Consider the following 16192-nt stretch of genomic DNA (forward strand, 5'->3'; position numbering starts at 1 on the left):
GAAAGGTTGTGAAAGAAATCCGAGCCACCGTTCGCCTGCAATTGCACGCCGGCTTCACCTTCGACGACGCTCGCCGCCAGGTCGATTATTACGCCGCCTTGGGTGTCAGCCACTTCTACCTGTCGCCGATCCTCGCCTCGCGTCGCGGCTCCAGCCACGGCTATGACGGCGTCGATCCCACGCGCATCGATCCGGAACTCGGCGAGGAAGCGGGGCTGGAAGCGTTGGTCCAGGCCCTTCACGCCCGCGGAATGGGAATCATCGCCGATATCGTGCCCAATCACCTGGCCGTCGGTGCCGAGAATCCCTGGTGGCAGGATCTCCTCGCACGCGGCCGGGCGAGCGAATATGCCCATTGCTTCGACATCGACTGGGAGCAGCCCGGCGCCGACGGCAAGCTGTTGCTGCCGTTCCTCGGCGATCGTTACGTCCGTGTGCTCGAAAACGGCGAGCTGAGGCTGACCTGGGAAGCCGGTGCTGGGCATTTCACGGTCGCCTACCACGAGCACCGTTTTCCCATCGATCCGGCACACAACGTGGAGAGTCTTTCGACACCGGTCTCCGCGCTGGCGCCGGCTGCCGATAGCGAAAACCCGGTCATCGCCGCGGCGATCGCACACCACGATCCCGCCACCGGCGCCGGGCGGGAGCGGCTGCACGCACTGCTCGAACGCCAGGCCTACCGGCTCGCGTATTGGCGCACCGCCAACGATGTGCTCAACTGGCGACGCTTCTTCGACATTACCGAACTCGCCGGCGTACGGGTCGAAGACGAGAGCGTGTTCGATCTCTGCCATGCCTGCATCCTGGGGCTGGTCGAGCGCGGCTGGATCGACGGCCTGCGGATCGATCACGTCGACGGCCTGGCCGACCCCCGTGGCTACTGCCTGCGCCTGCGCTCGCGTCTGGACGCCATCGCACGGCGGTTCGACGAGCCGGTTCACTTGCCGATCTACGTCGAGAAGATTCTCGGCGGCAACGAGGCGTTGCACGACGATTGGGGCGTCGATGGCACCACCGGCTACGAATTCCTCGACCGGGTCTCCGGCATTCAGCACGACCCCAGCGGGCGGGAGCCGCTGGCGCGGCTATGGCGGGAAGTCAGCGGTAGGACGACGGACTTCGCGACCGAGGTGCGTACCGCGCGCCGCGACATGCTGCATGGCCCGCTGACCGCCGAGTTCGAACGCTGCGTCAGCGCGCTCGAGGCCCTGGCGATGCGCGATCCGGCGACGCGGGAGTTTCGCGCGCCGGCCATTCGCCGGGTGCTAGGGGCGCTGGCGGTCGCCTATCCGGTCTATCGCAGTTACGCCGATCGCGATGGCCGCCCGCCTGCCGATGGCAAGAATTTCGCCCACGCGCTGTCGACGGCCCGGCGCGAACTCTCGGCGGCGGACGCCGACTGGCTGACCACACTGGCTGACTGGCTCGGCGATCGGGCGCCGGCCAGGTTCGACGACGCCGAATGTGCGTTGCGCTTGCGCGCCATCGCGCGGTTCCAGCAACTGACCTCGCCACTGGCGGCCAAGGCGGTGGAGGATACCGCCGGCTATCGCTCGGCCGTGCTGCTCTCGCGCAACGACGTCGGTTGCGAAGGGGCGCACTTCGCTTACCCGCCCGAACGCCTGCACGACGACAACCGCGAACGCCGGGCGCATTTCCCTCTCGGCATGCTGACCACCGCGACCCACGATCACAAGCGGGGCGAGGACGTGCGTACGCGGCTCGCGGCGATCAGCGAGCTGACGGCCGCGCTGACGCCGCAGCTGCGTGGCTGGGCGAACGACGAGCGCCTCTACGACGGTGACCGCCAACCCAGCGGCGGCGATCGACTGATGCTGCTGCAACTGATGCTGGCGGCCTGGCCCCTGGATCTCGACATCGAAAGCCGCCAGCAGCTGGATGCCTTTGCCGACCGCCTCGTCGCGTGGCAGCAAAAGGCGATGCGCGAGGCCAAGCTGGAGAGTCACTGGCTGGCCCCGGATAGCGCCTACGAGCAGGCCGGCGAGGATGCCATCCGGCGCGCGCTGTCCGGTGACGAGATCACCCGCGAGCTGGCGGGGGCGGCGGCGCTGCTCGATGTTCCCGGCGCGATCAACGGCCTTGCACAGACGACACTGCGCCTGTGTTCGCCCGGCATACCGGACCTCTATCAGGGAGCCGAGCTCTGGGATCAGTCGCTGGTCGACCCGGACAATCGCCGCCCCGTGGACATGGCCGTGCGTCGCGACACGCTGGCGTGCGGCGAGTCGCCCACGCTGGCGTGGCGACATTGGCGCGATGGGGCCGTCAAACAGGCGCTCATCCAGCGCTTGCTGCGGTTGCGGTACGAGCATCCACGGCTGTTCGACGAGGGGGACTACCGACCGTTGAAGGCTGTCGGCGCACGGTCGGAACATGTCCTGGCCTTCGCCCGAAGAACGCCGCAGGCCAAACTGGTGGTGGCCGTCCCGCGACTTTCACGGGCACTGTTCGCTTCGAAGACAGGGTTGCCATTGCAGTGGGGCAACACCTCGCTGGAGCTCGGGGCACTCGCGCTGCAGGGTGTCGGTGCAGCCTGGCTGACCGACCTGCCGGCGGATGAGAAAGGTGAGCTGGTTTTAGCGCGACATTTGTCGGATTTTCCTTGCGGTGTATGGGTATGGACCGCATGAAGGCGCTACTTTGGAAGGTATGCGTCGATGATATCGGATCGGTGTCAGTCATACATCGAGCCGGGGGCCAGGGATGACCTCGCCACGCAACGAAAGAGTGAAAGGAGGATGTCATGATGACCAGTCGTGAACAACGCGTGCGGATGCTGGCCTATCGCATTTGGGAATCGGAAGGTTACCCCGATGGACAGGAAGGGCGTCACTGGACGATGGCGGAACGGATCGTCGAGGCCGAGAACGCTCGTGAGGAGGAACAGGAGTGGCGCGAGGCCGCCGATGAGCCGTCCCCACTGGCGGGCGAGGAGCCAACCGCGGAACCTGACGAATTGGGCATCGACGAGCCGCGTCTGCCGCTGGACGATCCCGAGGTCGAGGCGCTGAAGGAGGAGGACACCGGGGTCGAGGTGCATCCCAGTCCGAAGGGCGGCAAGCCGCGCCCACGCAAAAAGGCTGCCGCTGCCACGCCTCGAGCCGCGAAAGGCAGCTCGGCTACGGGTTCGGCAGCACCGAAAAAGAAGCCGACGGCCAAGGCGCGCAAGTCCGACAGTGGCGGCAAGAAATCCGAGTAGCTGCCCTTGCGAACACGATGTCGAACCGGATGCACCCGATCTCCGAGGACAGGAAATATGAGCGATATGCGCTGGAGCGGTGAGGCGAACATTGGCCCTGCGGTGCAGGGTGGCTTGGTACTGCGCTCACGAGTTCGGGAAGGGCTGCCCTATCCATTGGGAGCGACCTGGGACGGATTGGGGGTCAATTTCGCACTGTTTTCGGCCAACGCGACCCGGGTCGAGCTCTGCCTGTTCGACGAGAGTGGCGAAGAGGAGATCGAACGCATCCCTTTGCCGGAGTATACCGACGAGATATGGCACGGCTATCTCCCGGATGCCCGGCCCGGACAGTTATACGGCTACCGGGTTCATGGTCCCTACGACCCCGATTCGGGCCACCGCTTCAATCCCAACAAGCTGCTGATCGATCCCTATGCCAAGCAACTGGTGGGGGAATTGATCTGGGACGATGCCCTCTATGGCTACACCATCGGCCACGAGGATGGCGATCTCAGCTTCGACGATCGCAACAGCGCGCCGTTCATGCCGCGCTGCCGAGTGATCGACCCCGCCTTCACCTGGGGGCGCTCCAGCGAAATCCTGGTGCCCTGGAGCGACACCGTGATCTACGAGACTCACGTGCGCGGCTATACCATGCGCCATCCGGCGGTGCCGGAGGAGTTGCGCGGCACGTTTTCCGGGCTGGCAGTGCCGGAGATCATCGACTATCTCAAGGACCTCGGTATCTCGTCGCTGGAGTTGATGCCAATCCACTCCTTCGTTGACGATCGCCATCTCCAGGAGAAAGGGCTGCACAACTACTGGGGCTATAACACTCTGGCGTTCTTCGTTCCACATCCGCGTTACATGGCGACCAACGACATCAGCGAATTCAAGCAGATGGTGGCGCGCTACCACGCCTCCGGCATCGAGGTGCTGCTCGACGTGGTCTACAACCACACCGCCGAGGGTAACGAGATGGGGCCGACGCTTTCCCTGCGCGGCATCGATAACGCCTCATACTACCGTCTGATTCCGGACGACGTACGCTTCTACGTCAACGATACTGGTACCGGCAATACCCTCAACCTGTCGCATCCCCGGGTTCTGCAGCTGGTCACCGACTCGCTGCGCTACTGGGCCGGCGAGATGCGCGTAGACGGTTTCCGCTTCGACCTGGCGACGATTCTCGGCCGCGAGGACGACGGTTTCGACGAGGGCTGCGGCTTCCTCGATTCCTGTCGCCAGGATCCGCTGTTGTCGCAATGCAAGCTGATCGCCGAGCCCTGGGATCTTGGTCCCGGCGGCTACCAGGTAGGGCGTTTCCCGCCCGGCTGGGCGGAGTGGAACGATCGCTTTCGCGACGATATGCGTGGTTTCTGGCGTGGAGACAAGGGCAAGCTGCCGGCCTTTGCCAACCGGCTCACGGCATCGGCGGATCTGTTCAACCACCGTGGCCGAAAGGCGTTTTCCTCGATCAACTTCATCACCGCCCACGATGGATTCACCTTGCGCGACCTGGTCAGCTACAACGACAAGCACAACGAGGCCAACGGCGAAGACAACCGCGACGGCCATGACGACAATGTCTCCTGGAATCACGGCATCGAGGGCGAGACCGACGATGCAGAGATTCGCGAGTTGCGCATGCGCCAGATGCGCAATCTATTGGCGACGCTGATTCTCTCCCAAGGCACGCCGATGGTGTTGGCCGGTGACGAGTTCGCGCGCACTCAAGGGGGCAACAACAACGCCTATTGTCAGGATAGCGAAATCGGTTGGTTGGACTGGGGACTCTCCGAGGAAGGGAAGGGATTGTTGGTGTTTACCCGCCAGTTGATTCGACTGCGGCGACAGTATCCGATTCTCGAGCGCGGTCGTTTCATGACCGGCGAGCTCAACGAACGTCTGGGAATCAAGGATGTAACCTGGCTGACACCGGCCGCTGAAGAGATGACGGTAGCCGACTGGCACGACGATACGGCGCGAGCGATCGGTGTGGTACTCAATGGTCACGCGCAGCCAACGGGAATCTGTCGCTTCGGCGAGGACGTCACCGTGCTGTTGGCGCTCAACGCGAGCGAGGCAGATATCACCTTCATACTGCCGGAGGTGCCGGGAGGCAACGAGTGGGTACGCCGGGTCGAGACCTTCGATCCCACGGCGGGAGACGTGCACTGCCCGATGGGCAGTGAATACGTCGTCAAGAGTCGCAGTCTGGCACTGTTCGAACTGGTGGAGGATGGTGATGGCGCATTGCATGCCTGAGTGGCCAGAATCGAAGTTCCGGGAGGAAACGGCATGACCCGGGCCGATTCCCGCTCGCGGACAGCGCAGCGCCATCTCGAGACTGGCCTTGGTGCCGGCGATCTCGAGGCGCTGGCCCAAGCGACCCACGCCAATCCCTTCGCCGTGCTCGGACCGCATCGGCGCGCCGACGGCGTCCACGAGGTCAGGGTCTTCGTGCCCGGTGCCAGCGCGGTTTCCCTGGTCGCGGCCGACAGTGACCACTTACTGGGGGAGTGTCGGGCCCAGGCGATCGACGGCCTGTTCGTCGGCGAACTTCCCGAATCCACCGGATACCGTTTACGTATTCGCTGGCCTCGATCCCGGCAGAGTGACTCACCAAGCGAGCAGGTGGAGCAGCTCGTCGCCGATCCGTACGCCTTTCCGCTGCTGCTGGGGGAGACCGATCTCTACCTGATCGGAGAGGGCAGCCATCGGCGCCTCGGCGAGTGTCTGGGCGCGCAGGTGATGACGATCGACGGCGTCGAGGGCGTGCGCTTCGCGGTATGGGCGCCCAACGCGCAACGGGTGGCCGTGGTGGGGGATTTCAATGGCTGGGATACCCGCCGCCACGGCATGCGCTGCCGCTATCCCTCCGGCGTCTGGGAGATCTTCATTCCCGGCATCGGCGCCGGCGAGCGCTACAAGTTCGCCTTGATCGATGTCAATGGTGAGCGCTTACTCAAGGCCGACCCGGTGGCGCTATCCACCGAGCCGCCGCCACTGACCGCCTCGGTGGTCGCGGACGCGACACCGTTCGCGTGGCACGACGAGGCGTGGATGGCACAGCGTGGCGAGCGTCATGCGGGCACGGCGCCGATCTCGATTTACGAAGTTCACGTCAGTTCCTGGCGCAAGCATGGCGGGGACGATGGTGCTCTCTATCAGTGGCGCGATCTGATCGATTCGTTGATCCCCTACGTGGTCGAGATGGGCTTCACCCATGTCGAGCTGATGCCGATCATGGAGTATCCCTTCGGCGGTTCCTGGGGCTATCAGCCGCTATCGCTGTTCGCGCCCAGCGGCCGTTTCGGCTCGCCGGCGGATTTCGCCGCCTTCGTCGACGCCTGCCACTGTGCCGGGATCGGCGTCATCCTCGACTGGGTGCCGGGCCACTTCCCATCCGACCCGCACGGCCTGGCCCGCTTCGATGGCACCGCGCTGTATGAGTACGCGCATCCCTTCGAGGGCTATCACCAGGATTGGAACACCTATATTTACAACCTGGGCCGGCGCGAGGTGCACGGCTTCATGCTCGCCTCGGCACTGCACTGGTTGCGCGATTTCCACATCGACGGACTGCGCGTCGACGCCGTTGCCTCGATGCTCTATCGCAACTACTCGCGGCGCGAAGGGGAGTGGATTCCCAACCGGTTCGGCGGCACGGAAAACCTCGAGGCGGTCGCTTTCCTCCAGCATCTCAACCGGGTGGTGGCCGAAGAGGCCCCCGGCAGCGTGGTGATCGCCGAGGAATCGACTGCCTGGCCCGGGGTGACGGCGGCGGTCGAGCATCAGGGGCTCGGCTTCAGTTACAAGTGGAACATGGGCTGGATGCACGACAGCTTGAGCTACATCAGCCACGATCCGCTATACCGACGTTTCCATCACGACCAGCTGACCTTCGGCCTGGTCTACGCCTTCGACGAGCGCTTCATATTGCCGATCTCCCACGACGAGGTGGTGCATGGCAAGGGGTCGCTGCTCGACAAGATGCCCGGCGACGACCGGCAGCGATTCGCCAACCTGCGGGCCTATCTGAGTTTCATGTGGCTGCACCCCGGCAAGAAACTGCTGTTCATGGGCTGCGAGTTCGCCCAGGGGCGCGAATGGAACCATGATCGCGAGCTCGACTGGTATCTGCTGCAATACGCGCCGCATGCCGGTATCCAGCGGTTGGTGGGCGATCTGAACGCGCTCTATCGCGAACGCCCCGAACTGCACGCGCTGGATTGCGAAGGGGCGGGATTCCGCTGGGTCATCGGCGATGACAGCGCCAATAGCGTCTTCGCCTGGTGGCGCCTGGATGCCGCCGGTCGGCGCGTGCTGGCGATCGCCAACATGACGCCTCAGCGCTTGTCCGGCTACCGCGTTGGCGTGCCGCTGGCGGGATACTGGACGGAGCGCTTCAACTCGGATTCCGAACGCTATGACGGCGACAACGTGGGCAATGGCGGTGGCCTGCCAAGCGAGCCGGTGGCCGCGCATGGCGAGCGCCAATCGCTGGTGCTGACGCTACCGCCGCTGGGGGTGCTGCTGTTGATGCCGCCCGACGCCTAGCCGACGATCATTCCCTGGCGCTGGGCGAGCAGGGCGCGGGTCACGCCGTTGGTCCAGGCGAAGCCGTCCTGCAGCGGATATTCGCCGCCGCAGGCGAACTCGGCCCCCGGATAGAGCACGTATTTTTCGACCAGCTTGTGTTCGCGCCGGTAGAGATCGTCGACCAGCGCCAGCCAGCGCTCGGCCAGGATTTCCGCCAGATCGGTGAAGCCATAATGGCGGAAGCCCTCGATCGCCATCCATTGCAGCGGGGCCCAGCCGTTGGGATGGTCCCACTGCTGGTTGCTGTCGTTGATCTCGGTGGTGACCAGCCCACCGGGCGCCAGCAGTCGCTGCGAGACGGTGTTGGCGACACGCTCGGCCTGGCCGGGGGAGGCCAGCTGCAGATAGAGTGGCGCCACGCAGGCGGCGGTCAGGTGAATGCTGCGATGGCCGCGCTGCCAGTCGTAGTCGTAGTAGGCGCCGCGCTCCTCGCACCAGAGATAGCGATCGATCGCCTTGCGGCGACGCTCGGCGCGGCTCCGATAATGCCCGGCTTCGCTCGTTTCACCGACATCGGCGCAGAGCCTGGCGAGCAGAAACTCCAGGTGGTAGAGCAGGGCGTTGACTTCGATGGGGATGAAGGCGGTGGTGCGAATCGTGGTCAGATCGCGGGTGTCATCCAGCCAGCGGCCGCTGAAGTCCCAGCCGCTTTCCGCGCCGGCGCGAAGATCGCGATAGAGCTGCTCCGCCGGGCGATCCGAGCGCTGGGCCATCTCGTAGTCCTCGCGATAGGACTCCTCGCGCGGCGTGGCGCGGTCGTCCCAATGGCGATTGAGCCAGCACTCGTCGTCGAGCCGCACGCAGCGACGGTGGGCTTCCCCCGGCGCGAGCCGCTCTTCGCCATCCATCCAGAACGCATACTCCTGCTTGAGTTGCGGAAGATAGTCGATTGCCCGGCGTTGCCCGCGCTGTTCGACCAGCGTCACCATCATCGAAAACAGCGGCGGCTGCGAGCGGCTCAGGTAGTAGCTGCGGTTGCCGTTGGGCATGTGGCCGTAGCGCGAGATCAGGTCGGCGCAGTTGTCGAGCTGCGCGCACAGCAGCCGGTCTTCGCCGCTGGCGGCCAGGCCCAGCATGGTGAAATAGGAATCCCAGTAATAGAACTCGCGGAAGCGACCGCCGGGCACGATGTAGTCGTGGGAAAGCGACAGCAGCGAGGACCATAAATGATGCTCGCGCGAGTTACGCGTCAGCACCGGCCATAGCCGATCGATATGCGTCGCCATGTCGACCCTGGGATCGGCCTCGTAGCCGCTGCAGTGGAGCGGATCTTCCGCGAAGTGGGTGTCGACGAAGGCGCGCAGGTCGAAGTCCGGCGCGTGGCGGGCCGCGTGATAGGCCTGCACGATCTGCGCGGGCGGATACTTGGGCACGCTGTCGGCGAACGTCTTGGAATCGGCGAACAGATGCGCCAGTTCAACGGCTTCGAACAGCTCCCCAAAGCGGTCGTAAGGGGTCACGGCCGCATCGTTCAAATGAGCGTCGTCTGGTAGGACGGCCTGAGGGCTATGCGGCATTTTCGATTCCCGGTGTGGAGGAACTCTTACTCTTCATACTGCCAAAGCAGACCGCCGTCCACCGGCAACGATGCGCCGGTCATGTAGTCGGCATCGCTCGAGGCGAGAAAGGCAACCACCCCGGCGACGTCTTCCGGGCGCCCGAGGCGATTGAGAGGAATGTTGCCGAGCAGATGGCGGAGTTTCTCGGGGTTGTCATCGAGCGTGGCATTGATCGGCGTCTTGATTGCCCCCGGCGCGACACTGTTGACCGTGATGCCGAGCGGCGCCAGCTCGACGGCCAGATTACGCGTCAGCATACGCATGCCGCCCTTGCTCAGGCAATAGCTGCTGAAGCCGGGAAAGGGCAGGTCCTCGTGAACCGAACTCAGGTTGATCACCCGGCCGCCGCGGCCGCCGTCGCGCAGATAGCGCGCGAACGCCTGGGTAGTGAAAAACACGCCCTTGAGGTTGGTGTCGAGCACCTTGTCATAGTCCGCTTCGGTGACGTCCCAGAACGGCGCGTCGATTTCGATTCCGGCATTATTGACTAGGATGTCGAGTTGGCCCATCGCCTCGACGCTTTCGGCGATCAGGCGACGGTTGGTGTCGATGCGGGAGATATCGCCGGTGACGATCGTCGCACGCCGGCCATGCCGGCGCACACGCTCGGCGGTTTCCTCGGCGCGCTCCGAAGGCTGGCTGCCGCTGACCACCACATCGGCGCCTTCCTCGGCCAGGCGCTCGGCAACCGCCCGGCCGATACCCTGAGTGCTGCCGGTTACCAGCGCGACCTTGCCTGCTAGACGCATACGCTCTCCTTTGGGTTCATCCGTTCGTTGTCGGGCGACGCGAACATGCTGAACGAGGCCCGGTATGACGCCGAGCCTCTTTGAAGATAGAGCAGTGAGCCGATGGCAGCCAACGCGGGCTGGAGTTTGTCCGGGGACTGCCTGCGCTTGGCCATTCGGCGTTAAAAACAGCTCGCTGTCCTTCGGTACTCTCAAGCTGACCGTCCGACGGCCGATAACGTTCCTGCTGAACAACAATAAAACCCAGGAGCGGCACAATGACTCAACCGGTGCCCACCATCGATGCGCTATGGGTCATACTCGGCGCCATGCTGGTGTTCATGATGCAGGCGGGTTTTCTGTGCCTGGAAGCCGGGGTCACCCGGAGCAAGAATGCCATCAACGTGGCGATGAAAAATGTCTGCGACTTCGCCGTGGCAATGCTGGTGTTCTGGTGCGTCGGGTTCGGCATCATGTTTGGAGCCAGTCAAGACGGCTGGTTCGGTAGCAGCTTCTATTTCCCCCAATTCAGCGCCGACGATACCTTCTGGTTGGCCGTCTTCTTTCTATTCCAGGTGATGTTCTGCGCCACCGCCGCCACCATCGTTTCCGGGGCGGTGGCCGAGCGCATGCCGTTCCAGGCCTACCTGGCGGTGACACTGCTGGTCAGCGCCTTGATCTATCCGGTCTTCGGTCATTGGGCCTGGGGCGGCGCCTACACCGGCACGCCGGGCTGGCTCGCCAGGCTCGGCTTCGTCGATTTCGCGGGTTCGACCGTGGTTCACAGCACCGGTGGCTGGGTGGCGCTCGCGGCCGTCCTGCGCATCGGTCCGCGACGCGGTCGCTTCGTCACGGGGCAACCGGCCAAGCTGATGCCGGCGGGCGACTTGCCGCTGGCGATGGTGGGCGTGCTGACGCTGTTTCTCGGCTGGTTCGGGTTCAACGGCGGCAGCACCCTGGCCTTTGACCAGAGCGTACCGGGCGTGCTGATCAATACGATCATCGCCGCGGTGGCCGGCGTGCTGACGGCCTTGCTGCTGGGCTGGAAACTGCGCGGTTTCGCCGAAGTTCTCTATGCGCTCAACGGGGCGATCGCCGGATTGGTGGCGATCACCGCCGGCGCGCACGAGCTTTCGGTACCAGCGGCGGTAGTGACCGGTGCCATCGGCGGCGTGCTGTCGGTAACCGCCAGCGAATGGCTGCTGAAACTACACATCGACGACGCCGTCGGCGCGATACCGGCCCATTTGGTCCCGGGCATCTGGGGGACTCTGGCGGTGGGGCTTTTGGGGGACCCCGAGCGTCTCGGTACCGGGCTCGGCTGGCTGGCGCAGTCCGGCGTGCAGCTGCTGGGTGTCGTCGTCTGCGGGCTATGGGCGTTTGGCCTGAGCTGGATTCTGCTCGGCGGACTGGGACGGCTGCTGCCGCTGCGGGTCTCCCCCGAGGCGGAGGAGATGGGGCTCAACATGGCCGAGCATGGCGCGCGCACCGAGCTCTTCGAGCTGCTCGAGACCATGCGCCAGCATGAAGAACGCGGCGAGATCGGCGCCCGGGTCGCCGCCGATCCTTTCACCGAGGTCGGTCAGATCGCCGCCAGCTACAATCGCGTGTCGGTGGCGCTCGAGCGCGCGGTGGGGCGTACGCAGGTCATCGTGCGCAATCTGCGTGACGGCGTACTGACGTGGCGCGCCGATGGGATACTGACCACACTCAACCCCGGTGCCGAGGTGTTGTTCGGCGTCTCGGCCGACGAGGTGGTCGGCTTGCCGGTGGAGCGGCTCATACGCGGCCAGGTACCGGCGCCCGGGCAGCGCCGGGAATTGCGCGTCCGCGTCGGCAACACCACCCGCTCGCTCGAGATGCAGATCAGCGAGGGGGCGCTGGGCTCGGAAGCCGAGTTTGCCGCCATGGTGCGCGACATCACCGATCGCAAGCGGGTCGAGGAGCAACTCAGCCGCGAACGCGAACTGGCGCAGGTGACGTTGGCATCCATCGGCGACGGGGTCGTCACCACCGACGATAGCGGCCTGGTCACCTTTCTCAATGCCGAGGCCGAGCGACTGACAGGATGGACGCTGGAGGCGGCGCGATCGCTGCCGGTGGGGCAGATCTATACGCTGATCGATGAAACCAGCGGCGCCTACATCGACAATACGGCGCGCCAGGTACTCGCAAGCGGCAAACCGGCGGTCGGGCTGGATACCCGCTTGTTGGTGGCGCGCGACGGCACTCGCCGGCCGGTGCAGGATTCGGCGGCGCCGATTCGCTCCCGCTCGGGATACACCGTCGGCGCCGTGGTGGTCTTTCAGGACAAGACCCTGACCCGCGACCTGACCCGGCGTCTCAATCACCAGGCGAGCCATGACGCCCTGACGGGGTTGGCCAACCGGCGCGAGTTCGAGCAACGGCTGGAAGCCGCGATCGGCCTGGCGCAAACCGATCACGTGCTATGCTATCTCGACCTCGATCAGTTCAAGATCGTCAACGACACCTGTGGCCACATGGCCGGCGATGAATTGTTGCGTCAGCTTTCGGCGCTGCTGCGGGCGCGTGTGCGAGAGAGCGATCTATTGGCGCGGCTCGGTGGCGACGAGTTCGGCATCCTCTATTTCGACTGCGACCTTGCCGCTGCCATCGTCATGGCCGAACAGCTTCGCGAAATGGTCGACGATTTCCGTTTCGGCTGGGAGGGCCGGATCTTTTCGCTTGGCGTGAGCGTCGGGCTGGTGGCGTTCGAGGGCGGGCGCACGACGACGCTCAGCGATGTGTTGAGCGCCGCCGATGCGGCCTGCTACGCGGCCAAGGAAGCCGGGCGCAATCGGCTGCACGTCTACCAGCCGGATGACCGTCAACTGCTGGATCGTCACGGCGAACTGCAGTGGGTGCCGCGATTGCAGGCGGCCCTGGATCAGGACCGGCTGCGCCTTTTCGCGCAGGCGATCGCCGCGGTGGAGGAGCCCTCGGCTGTTCACCACTATGAAATCCTGGTGCGCCTCGACGAACAGGGGCGCTTGTATTCGCCCGGCAGCTTCATGCCCGCTGCCGAGCGCTACAATCTGATCGTTCGGGTCGACCGCTGGGTGGTACGCAATACGCTGGCATGGCTCTCCGACCGCTATCGCCACCGCTCGACGCCGGCCGACACGTGGTCGATCAACCTGTCGGGGGCGTCGCTTTCCGACGAGCGTTTCTGCGAGGAGTTGCCGCAATGGGTGGAGCGGGCGGCGCTGCCGCCAAAAACGCTGTGCTTCGAGATCACCGAGAGCGCGGCCATCGCCAGACTATCCAGCGTCACCCAACTGATTCGCCGCTTGCAACGCAGCGGTTGCCGCTTCGCTCTGGACGATTTCGGCGCCGGGCTCTCTTCGTTTGCCTATCTCAAGCAGTTGCCGGTCGACTACCTCAAGATCGACGGCGTCTTCATTCGCGACATCGATAGCGATCCGATCAACCGCGCCATGGTCGAGGCGATCAACACGGTAGGCCACACCATGGGATTGCAGACCATCGCCGAATTCGTCGAGACGCCGGGAGTCATGGCACAACTGGCACTGTTGGGGGTGGATTTCGCGCAAGGCTTTCTGATCGATCGACCGCAGCCCCTCGAGATGCTTTCCGACGTTCGAGTGATGCCCCGATGAACGATGGCAAGCACGTCAATATCATGGGGTCTCTTGTCTGACCCCTGGGCGGGATTCCTGACGGCGTACCAAATGTCCTGACGATGCTGGATGAAAGTTTTCAGGTTTTGCCTACCGCTTCGATGTCGCAGACTCAAATCGGATCGCGCGGCGAAGGCATGCCGCGCCTGCGCAAGCCATGGACGTAGCCATTGGTATGAGCCACTAACGCCCAATGGAGGGTTCGAGTAAACTCCCCTATTCTTTGTAGTATTAGGTAATCAAAAGGTACGAATTGATTTTCTAGGCGACAGAAGGTAAACATCTACCTCCATTCCGCTACGTTGCGTCAGGTGTAAAGTTATTTCGTATCCTGACGATAACAAGTTGGCGGCTCGGGACTTCGGCCGTATTCCAGCCAAAGGCTGAATCAACCGAGTCGAACCGGGCCACCGACATAAAACGAACTTCAACGTTGCGGTTCAGCCCGATAGACAACGCATTCGATACGTGGGGTACGCAATGGGTCTTTTCACTATCATTGGCATCATCATAGGTTTTGTCGCTTTCGGCCTGTTCGTGGCCCTGCGTTTATGCAGTAGCGACAAGGCTCCGCCCGTCGCGCGGGAGCGTGCTGAAGAACCCGATCAGTCGCCGAAGGCCAACTTGGGTCATCGGGCCTGATCGTTGACCGGTTCGCCCGCCTGATGCCATCAGCCGCAGCAGCGAATTGCTGACGGCTCGACTCGACTCGCGGGCTCACCGGCCGCAAACTTCGCCACACAGCCTTCGACTTCCAGTTCGACACGACCAAAGCGACTCGTCAAAGCCAGTTCGAGGCTTTCGAGGCTTTCGAGGGTGTCTCGCGTATTATCGAAAATGCCCTTCGCGTTGTAGAACGCCATCAGCCGCGTTGCCAGTGGCGAGCGTGTGACGCCACCGGCAAGTATCGTCGAGCCGAAAATCACCGCTCCGGGTGCCATCAACGGTCGCAGGTGGTCGAAAACCCGCGCCTTGTGCGCCATCGGGCCCGGAAGGCAGTGCAGTAGGTAATTGATGGCGATCGACGCGAAGGGCGGCAGGTCCATGGCGAGCGGTTGCAGAACGTCTGTTTGCTGGATTTGCGGCCGATAGCGCCGAACCCGGCGAGCGGTATGGGCCAGGGAGTTGGTGTTGAGATCGAACAGCATCAGGCGAGGCCGGTCCGTCGGAAAATGGCAGTGGTCGAGGAAATAGCCGGTGCCGACCCCGACATCGAGATGATTGGCGCTGACATGGCGATCATAGTGCTCGACCAGTCGAGGCGTCGGGCAGCGCCAGATGAAGCGGTTGGAAACGCCCAGCACGATCAGATCGTAGAGTGCCAGATTGCGGCGGGTATAGGTCGCCTGGCCGGCCCCGGTCGTGCCGGTCTCGTCCTGCATGCGTTCACTCCTGTCCAGAGGGGCGCGATCGAGCGTTCTCGCTCGCCTCGAACCGCTCGATGGATCATTGCCGGTTCATCCTTTGCCGCTAGCCAGCACCCAATCCCGAAATGCCCGCATCGGTTCGGTGAGATGACGGTGCCGCGGTGTGAACAGCGACAGTCGTCCCCGGCTCGGCAGCGCGTGGGGCAGCGCCCATACCAGATTGCCCTGGTCGAGTTCGGCGGCCAGCAGCCGCACCCAGCCCAGGGTCACGCCCTGGCCGGCCAGGGTCGCGTGCATCAGCAGCTGGAAACTGTTGGCGCGCAGCGTGTGGGTCGGTGGTTGCCAGTCGAAACCGAGTTCGCGATACCAGATCTCCCATGTCAGCCAGTCGTGATAGTGGTCCTCGACCACCATCAGGGTGTGGCGCGCGAGCAGTTCCCGGGAATCGAGGATAGCGCCGTGACGCTCCAGATAGACCGGGCTGCAGACCGCGGCCACTTCCTCGTGGTCGAAGATGGCGTCGGCGGCGAGGCCGGGTGGGTCGACTTCGTTGGGAACATGGTAGTAGATGCCGAGATCGAACTCCGCCAGGTCGAGACGATGGGGATCCTCGACGGTCAGGATGCGGATCTCGATGCCCGGGTGGGCGCGCTGGAAATCGGGAAGCTGGCGTGCCAGCCAGATCGAGGCGATGGTTGGACTGGAAGCCAAGGTCAGTTGGCGATCGTCGCCGCGCCGGCGCAGGCGGGCGGTCTCGTCGCGCAGTTCCCGCAGCAGGCGCTGGACGATGCGAAAATAGTGCTCGCCGGCAGGTGTCAGACGCAGGCCGTCGTAATGACGCTCGAACAGCGGGCGGCCGAGATCGTCTTCGAGACGTTTGATCTGGCGGCTCACCGCGCTCTGGGTCAGACTCAGTTCGCTGCCCGCCTGGGTGAAACTGCAGTGACGCGCCGCGGCCTCGAAGGCACGCAGGCAGACCAGCGGGGGCAGGGCATCGCGACTCGACATGTAGGCATCCGCAACCGAACCAACTCGGTGCCGGAGCATAACATGCGAGGCGACGGTT

Annotated in this window: 9 protein-coding genes; 5 read left to right on the plus strand and 4 right to left on the minus strand. The window is 64.2% G+C overall.

Annotation, left to right across the window (positions count from 1 at the left end; genetic code table 11):
- The first annotated feature begins 8 nt into the window (after positions 1-8).
- From treY to glgB, 4 genes are all read left to right on the plus strand, one after another.
- Positions 9-2654: a malto-oligosyltrehalose synthase gene (treY, locus tag DOM57_RS11625; protein WP_110649359.1), complete on the plus strand. Its 2646-nt coding sequence runs from the start codon at positions 9-11 to the stop codon at positions 2652-2654.
- Between the two features lie 113 nt (positions 2655-2767).
- On the plus strand, positions 2768-3223 hold the full coding sequence (locus DOM57_RS11630; RefSeq protein WP_204352951.1) for a DUF2934 domain-containing protein: 456 nt from the start codon (positions 2768-2770) through the stop codon (positions 3221-3223).
- A 57-nt stretch (positions 3224-3280) separates the two neighbouring features.
- Positions 3281-5473 (plus strand): glycogen debranching protein GlgX, encoded by a 2193-nt coding sequence (glgX, locus tag DOM57_RS11635; protein ID WP_110649360.1) that lies wholly within the window; start codon positions 3281-3283, stop codon positions 5471-5473.
- A 33-nt stretch (positions 5474-5506) separates the two neighbouring features.
- Positions 5507-7768: a 1,4-alpha-glucan branching protein GlgB gene (gene glgB / locus DOM57_RS11640; RefSeq protein ID WP_110649361.1), complete on the plus strand. Its 2262-nt coding sequence runs from the start codon at positions 5507-5509 to the stop codon at positions 7766-7768.
- Here glgB and treF read toward each other — a convergent pair.
- Positions 7765-9270 (minus strand): alpha,alpha-trehalase TreF, encoded by a 1506-nt coding sequence (treF, locus tag DOM57_RS11645; RefSeq protein ID WP_239496199.1) that lies wholly within the window; start codon positions 9268-9270, stop codon positions 7765-7767. The two genes, glgB and treF, sit on opposite strands and share 4 nt — an antisense overlap.
- Before the next feature lie 83 nt (positions 9271-9353).
- Entirely contained in the window at positions 9354-10118 is a 765-nt protein-coding gene (locus DOM57_RS11650; protein ID WP_110649363.1) for an SDR family NAD(P)-dependent oxidoreductase, read from the minus strand.
- A 257-nt stretch (positions 10119-10375) separates the two neighbouring features.
- Here DOM57_RS11650 and amt point away from each other — a divergent pair, with 257 nt between their 5' ends.
- A complete protein-coding gene (gene amt, locus DOM57_RS11655; protein WP_110649364.1) occupies positions 10376-13738 on the plus strand; it encodes an ammonium transporter in 3363 nt (1120 codons plus the stop codon).
- A gap of 692 nt (positions 13739-14430) precedes the next feature.
- On the opposite strand, the gene DOM57_RS11660 is transcribed toward amt, so the two are convergent.
- Together DOM57_RS11660 and DOM57_RS11665 are read right to left on the minus strand one after the other, a co-directional pair.
- Positions 14431-15141 carry a class I SAM-dependent methyltransferase gene (locus DOM57_RS11660; protein ID WP_110649365.1) on the minus strand — a complete coding sequence of 237 codons (711 nt, stop codon included), beginning with the start codon at positions 15139-15141 and terminating at the stop codon, positions 14431-14433.
- 75 nt (positions 15142-15216) lie between these two features.
- Positions 15217-16134, minus strand: coding sequence for a LysR substrate-binding domain-containing protein (locus tag DOM57_RS11665; RefSeq protein ID WP_110649366.1), 918 nt, complete (start codon positions 16132-16134; stop codon positions 15217-15219).
- Positions 16135-16192 lie beyond the last annotated feature (58 nt).

This window comes from Salinicola peritrichatus (assembly GCF_003206715.1).
Classification (GTDB): domain Bacteria; phylum Pseudomonadota; class Gammaproteobacteria; order Pseudomonadales; family Halomonadaceae; genus Salinicola; species Salinicola peritrichatus.

Coding starts and splice junctions, on each gene's coding strand:
- DOM57_RS11630 (WP_204352951.1), top strand. CDS start 2,768: ATGATGACCAGTCGTGAACAACGCGTGCGGATGCTGGCCTATCGCATT.
- glgX (WP_110649360.1), top strand. CDS start 3,281: ATGAGCGATATGCGCTGGAGCGGTGAGGCGAACATTGGCCCTGCGGTG.
- glgB (WP_110649361.1), top strand. CDS start 5,507: ATGACCCGGGCCGATTCCCGCTCGCGGACAGCGCAGCGCCATCTCGAG.
- DOM57_RS11650 (WP_110649363.1), bottom strand. CDS start 10,118: ATGCGTCTAGCAGGCAAGGTCGCGCTGGTAACCGGCAGCACTCAGGGT.
- amt (WP_110649364.1), top strand. CDS start 10,376: ATGACTCAACCGGTGCCCACCATCGATGCGCTATGGGTCATACTCGGC.
- DOM57_RS11660 (WP_110649365.1), bottom strand. CDS start 15,141: ATGCAGGACGAGACCGGCACGACCGGGGCCGGCCAGGCGACCTATACC.
- DOM57_RS11665 (WP_110649366.1), bottom strand. CDS start 16,134: ATGTCGAGTCGCGATGCCCTGCCCCCGCTGGTCTGCCTGCGTGCCTTC.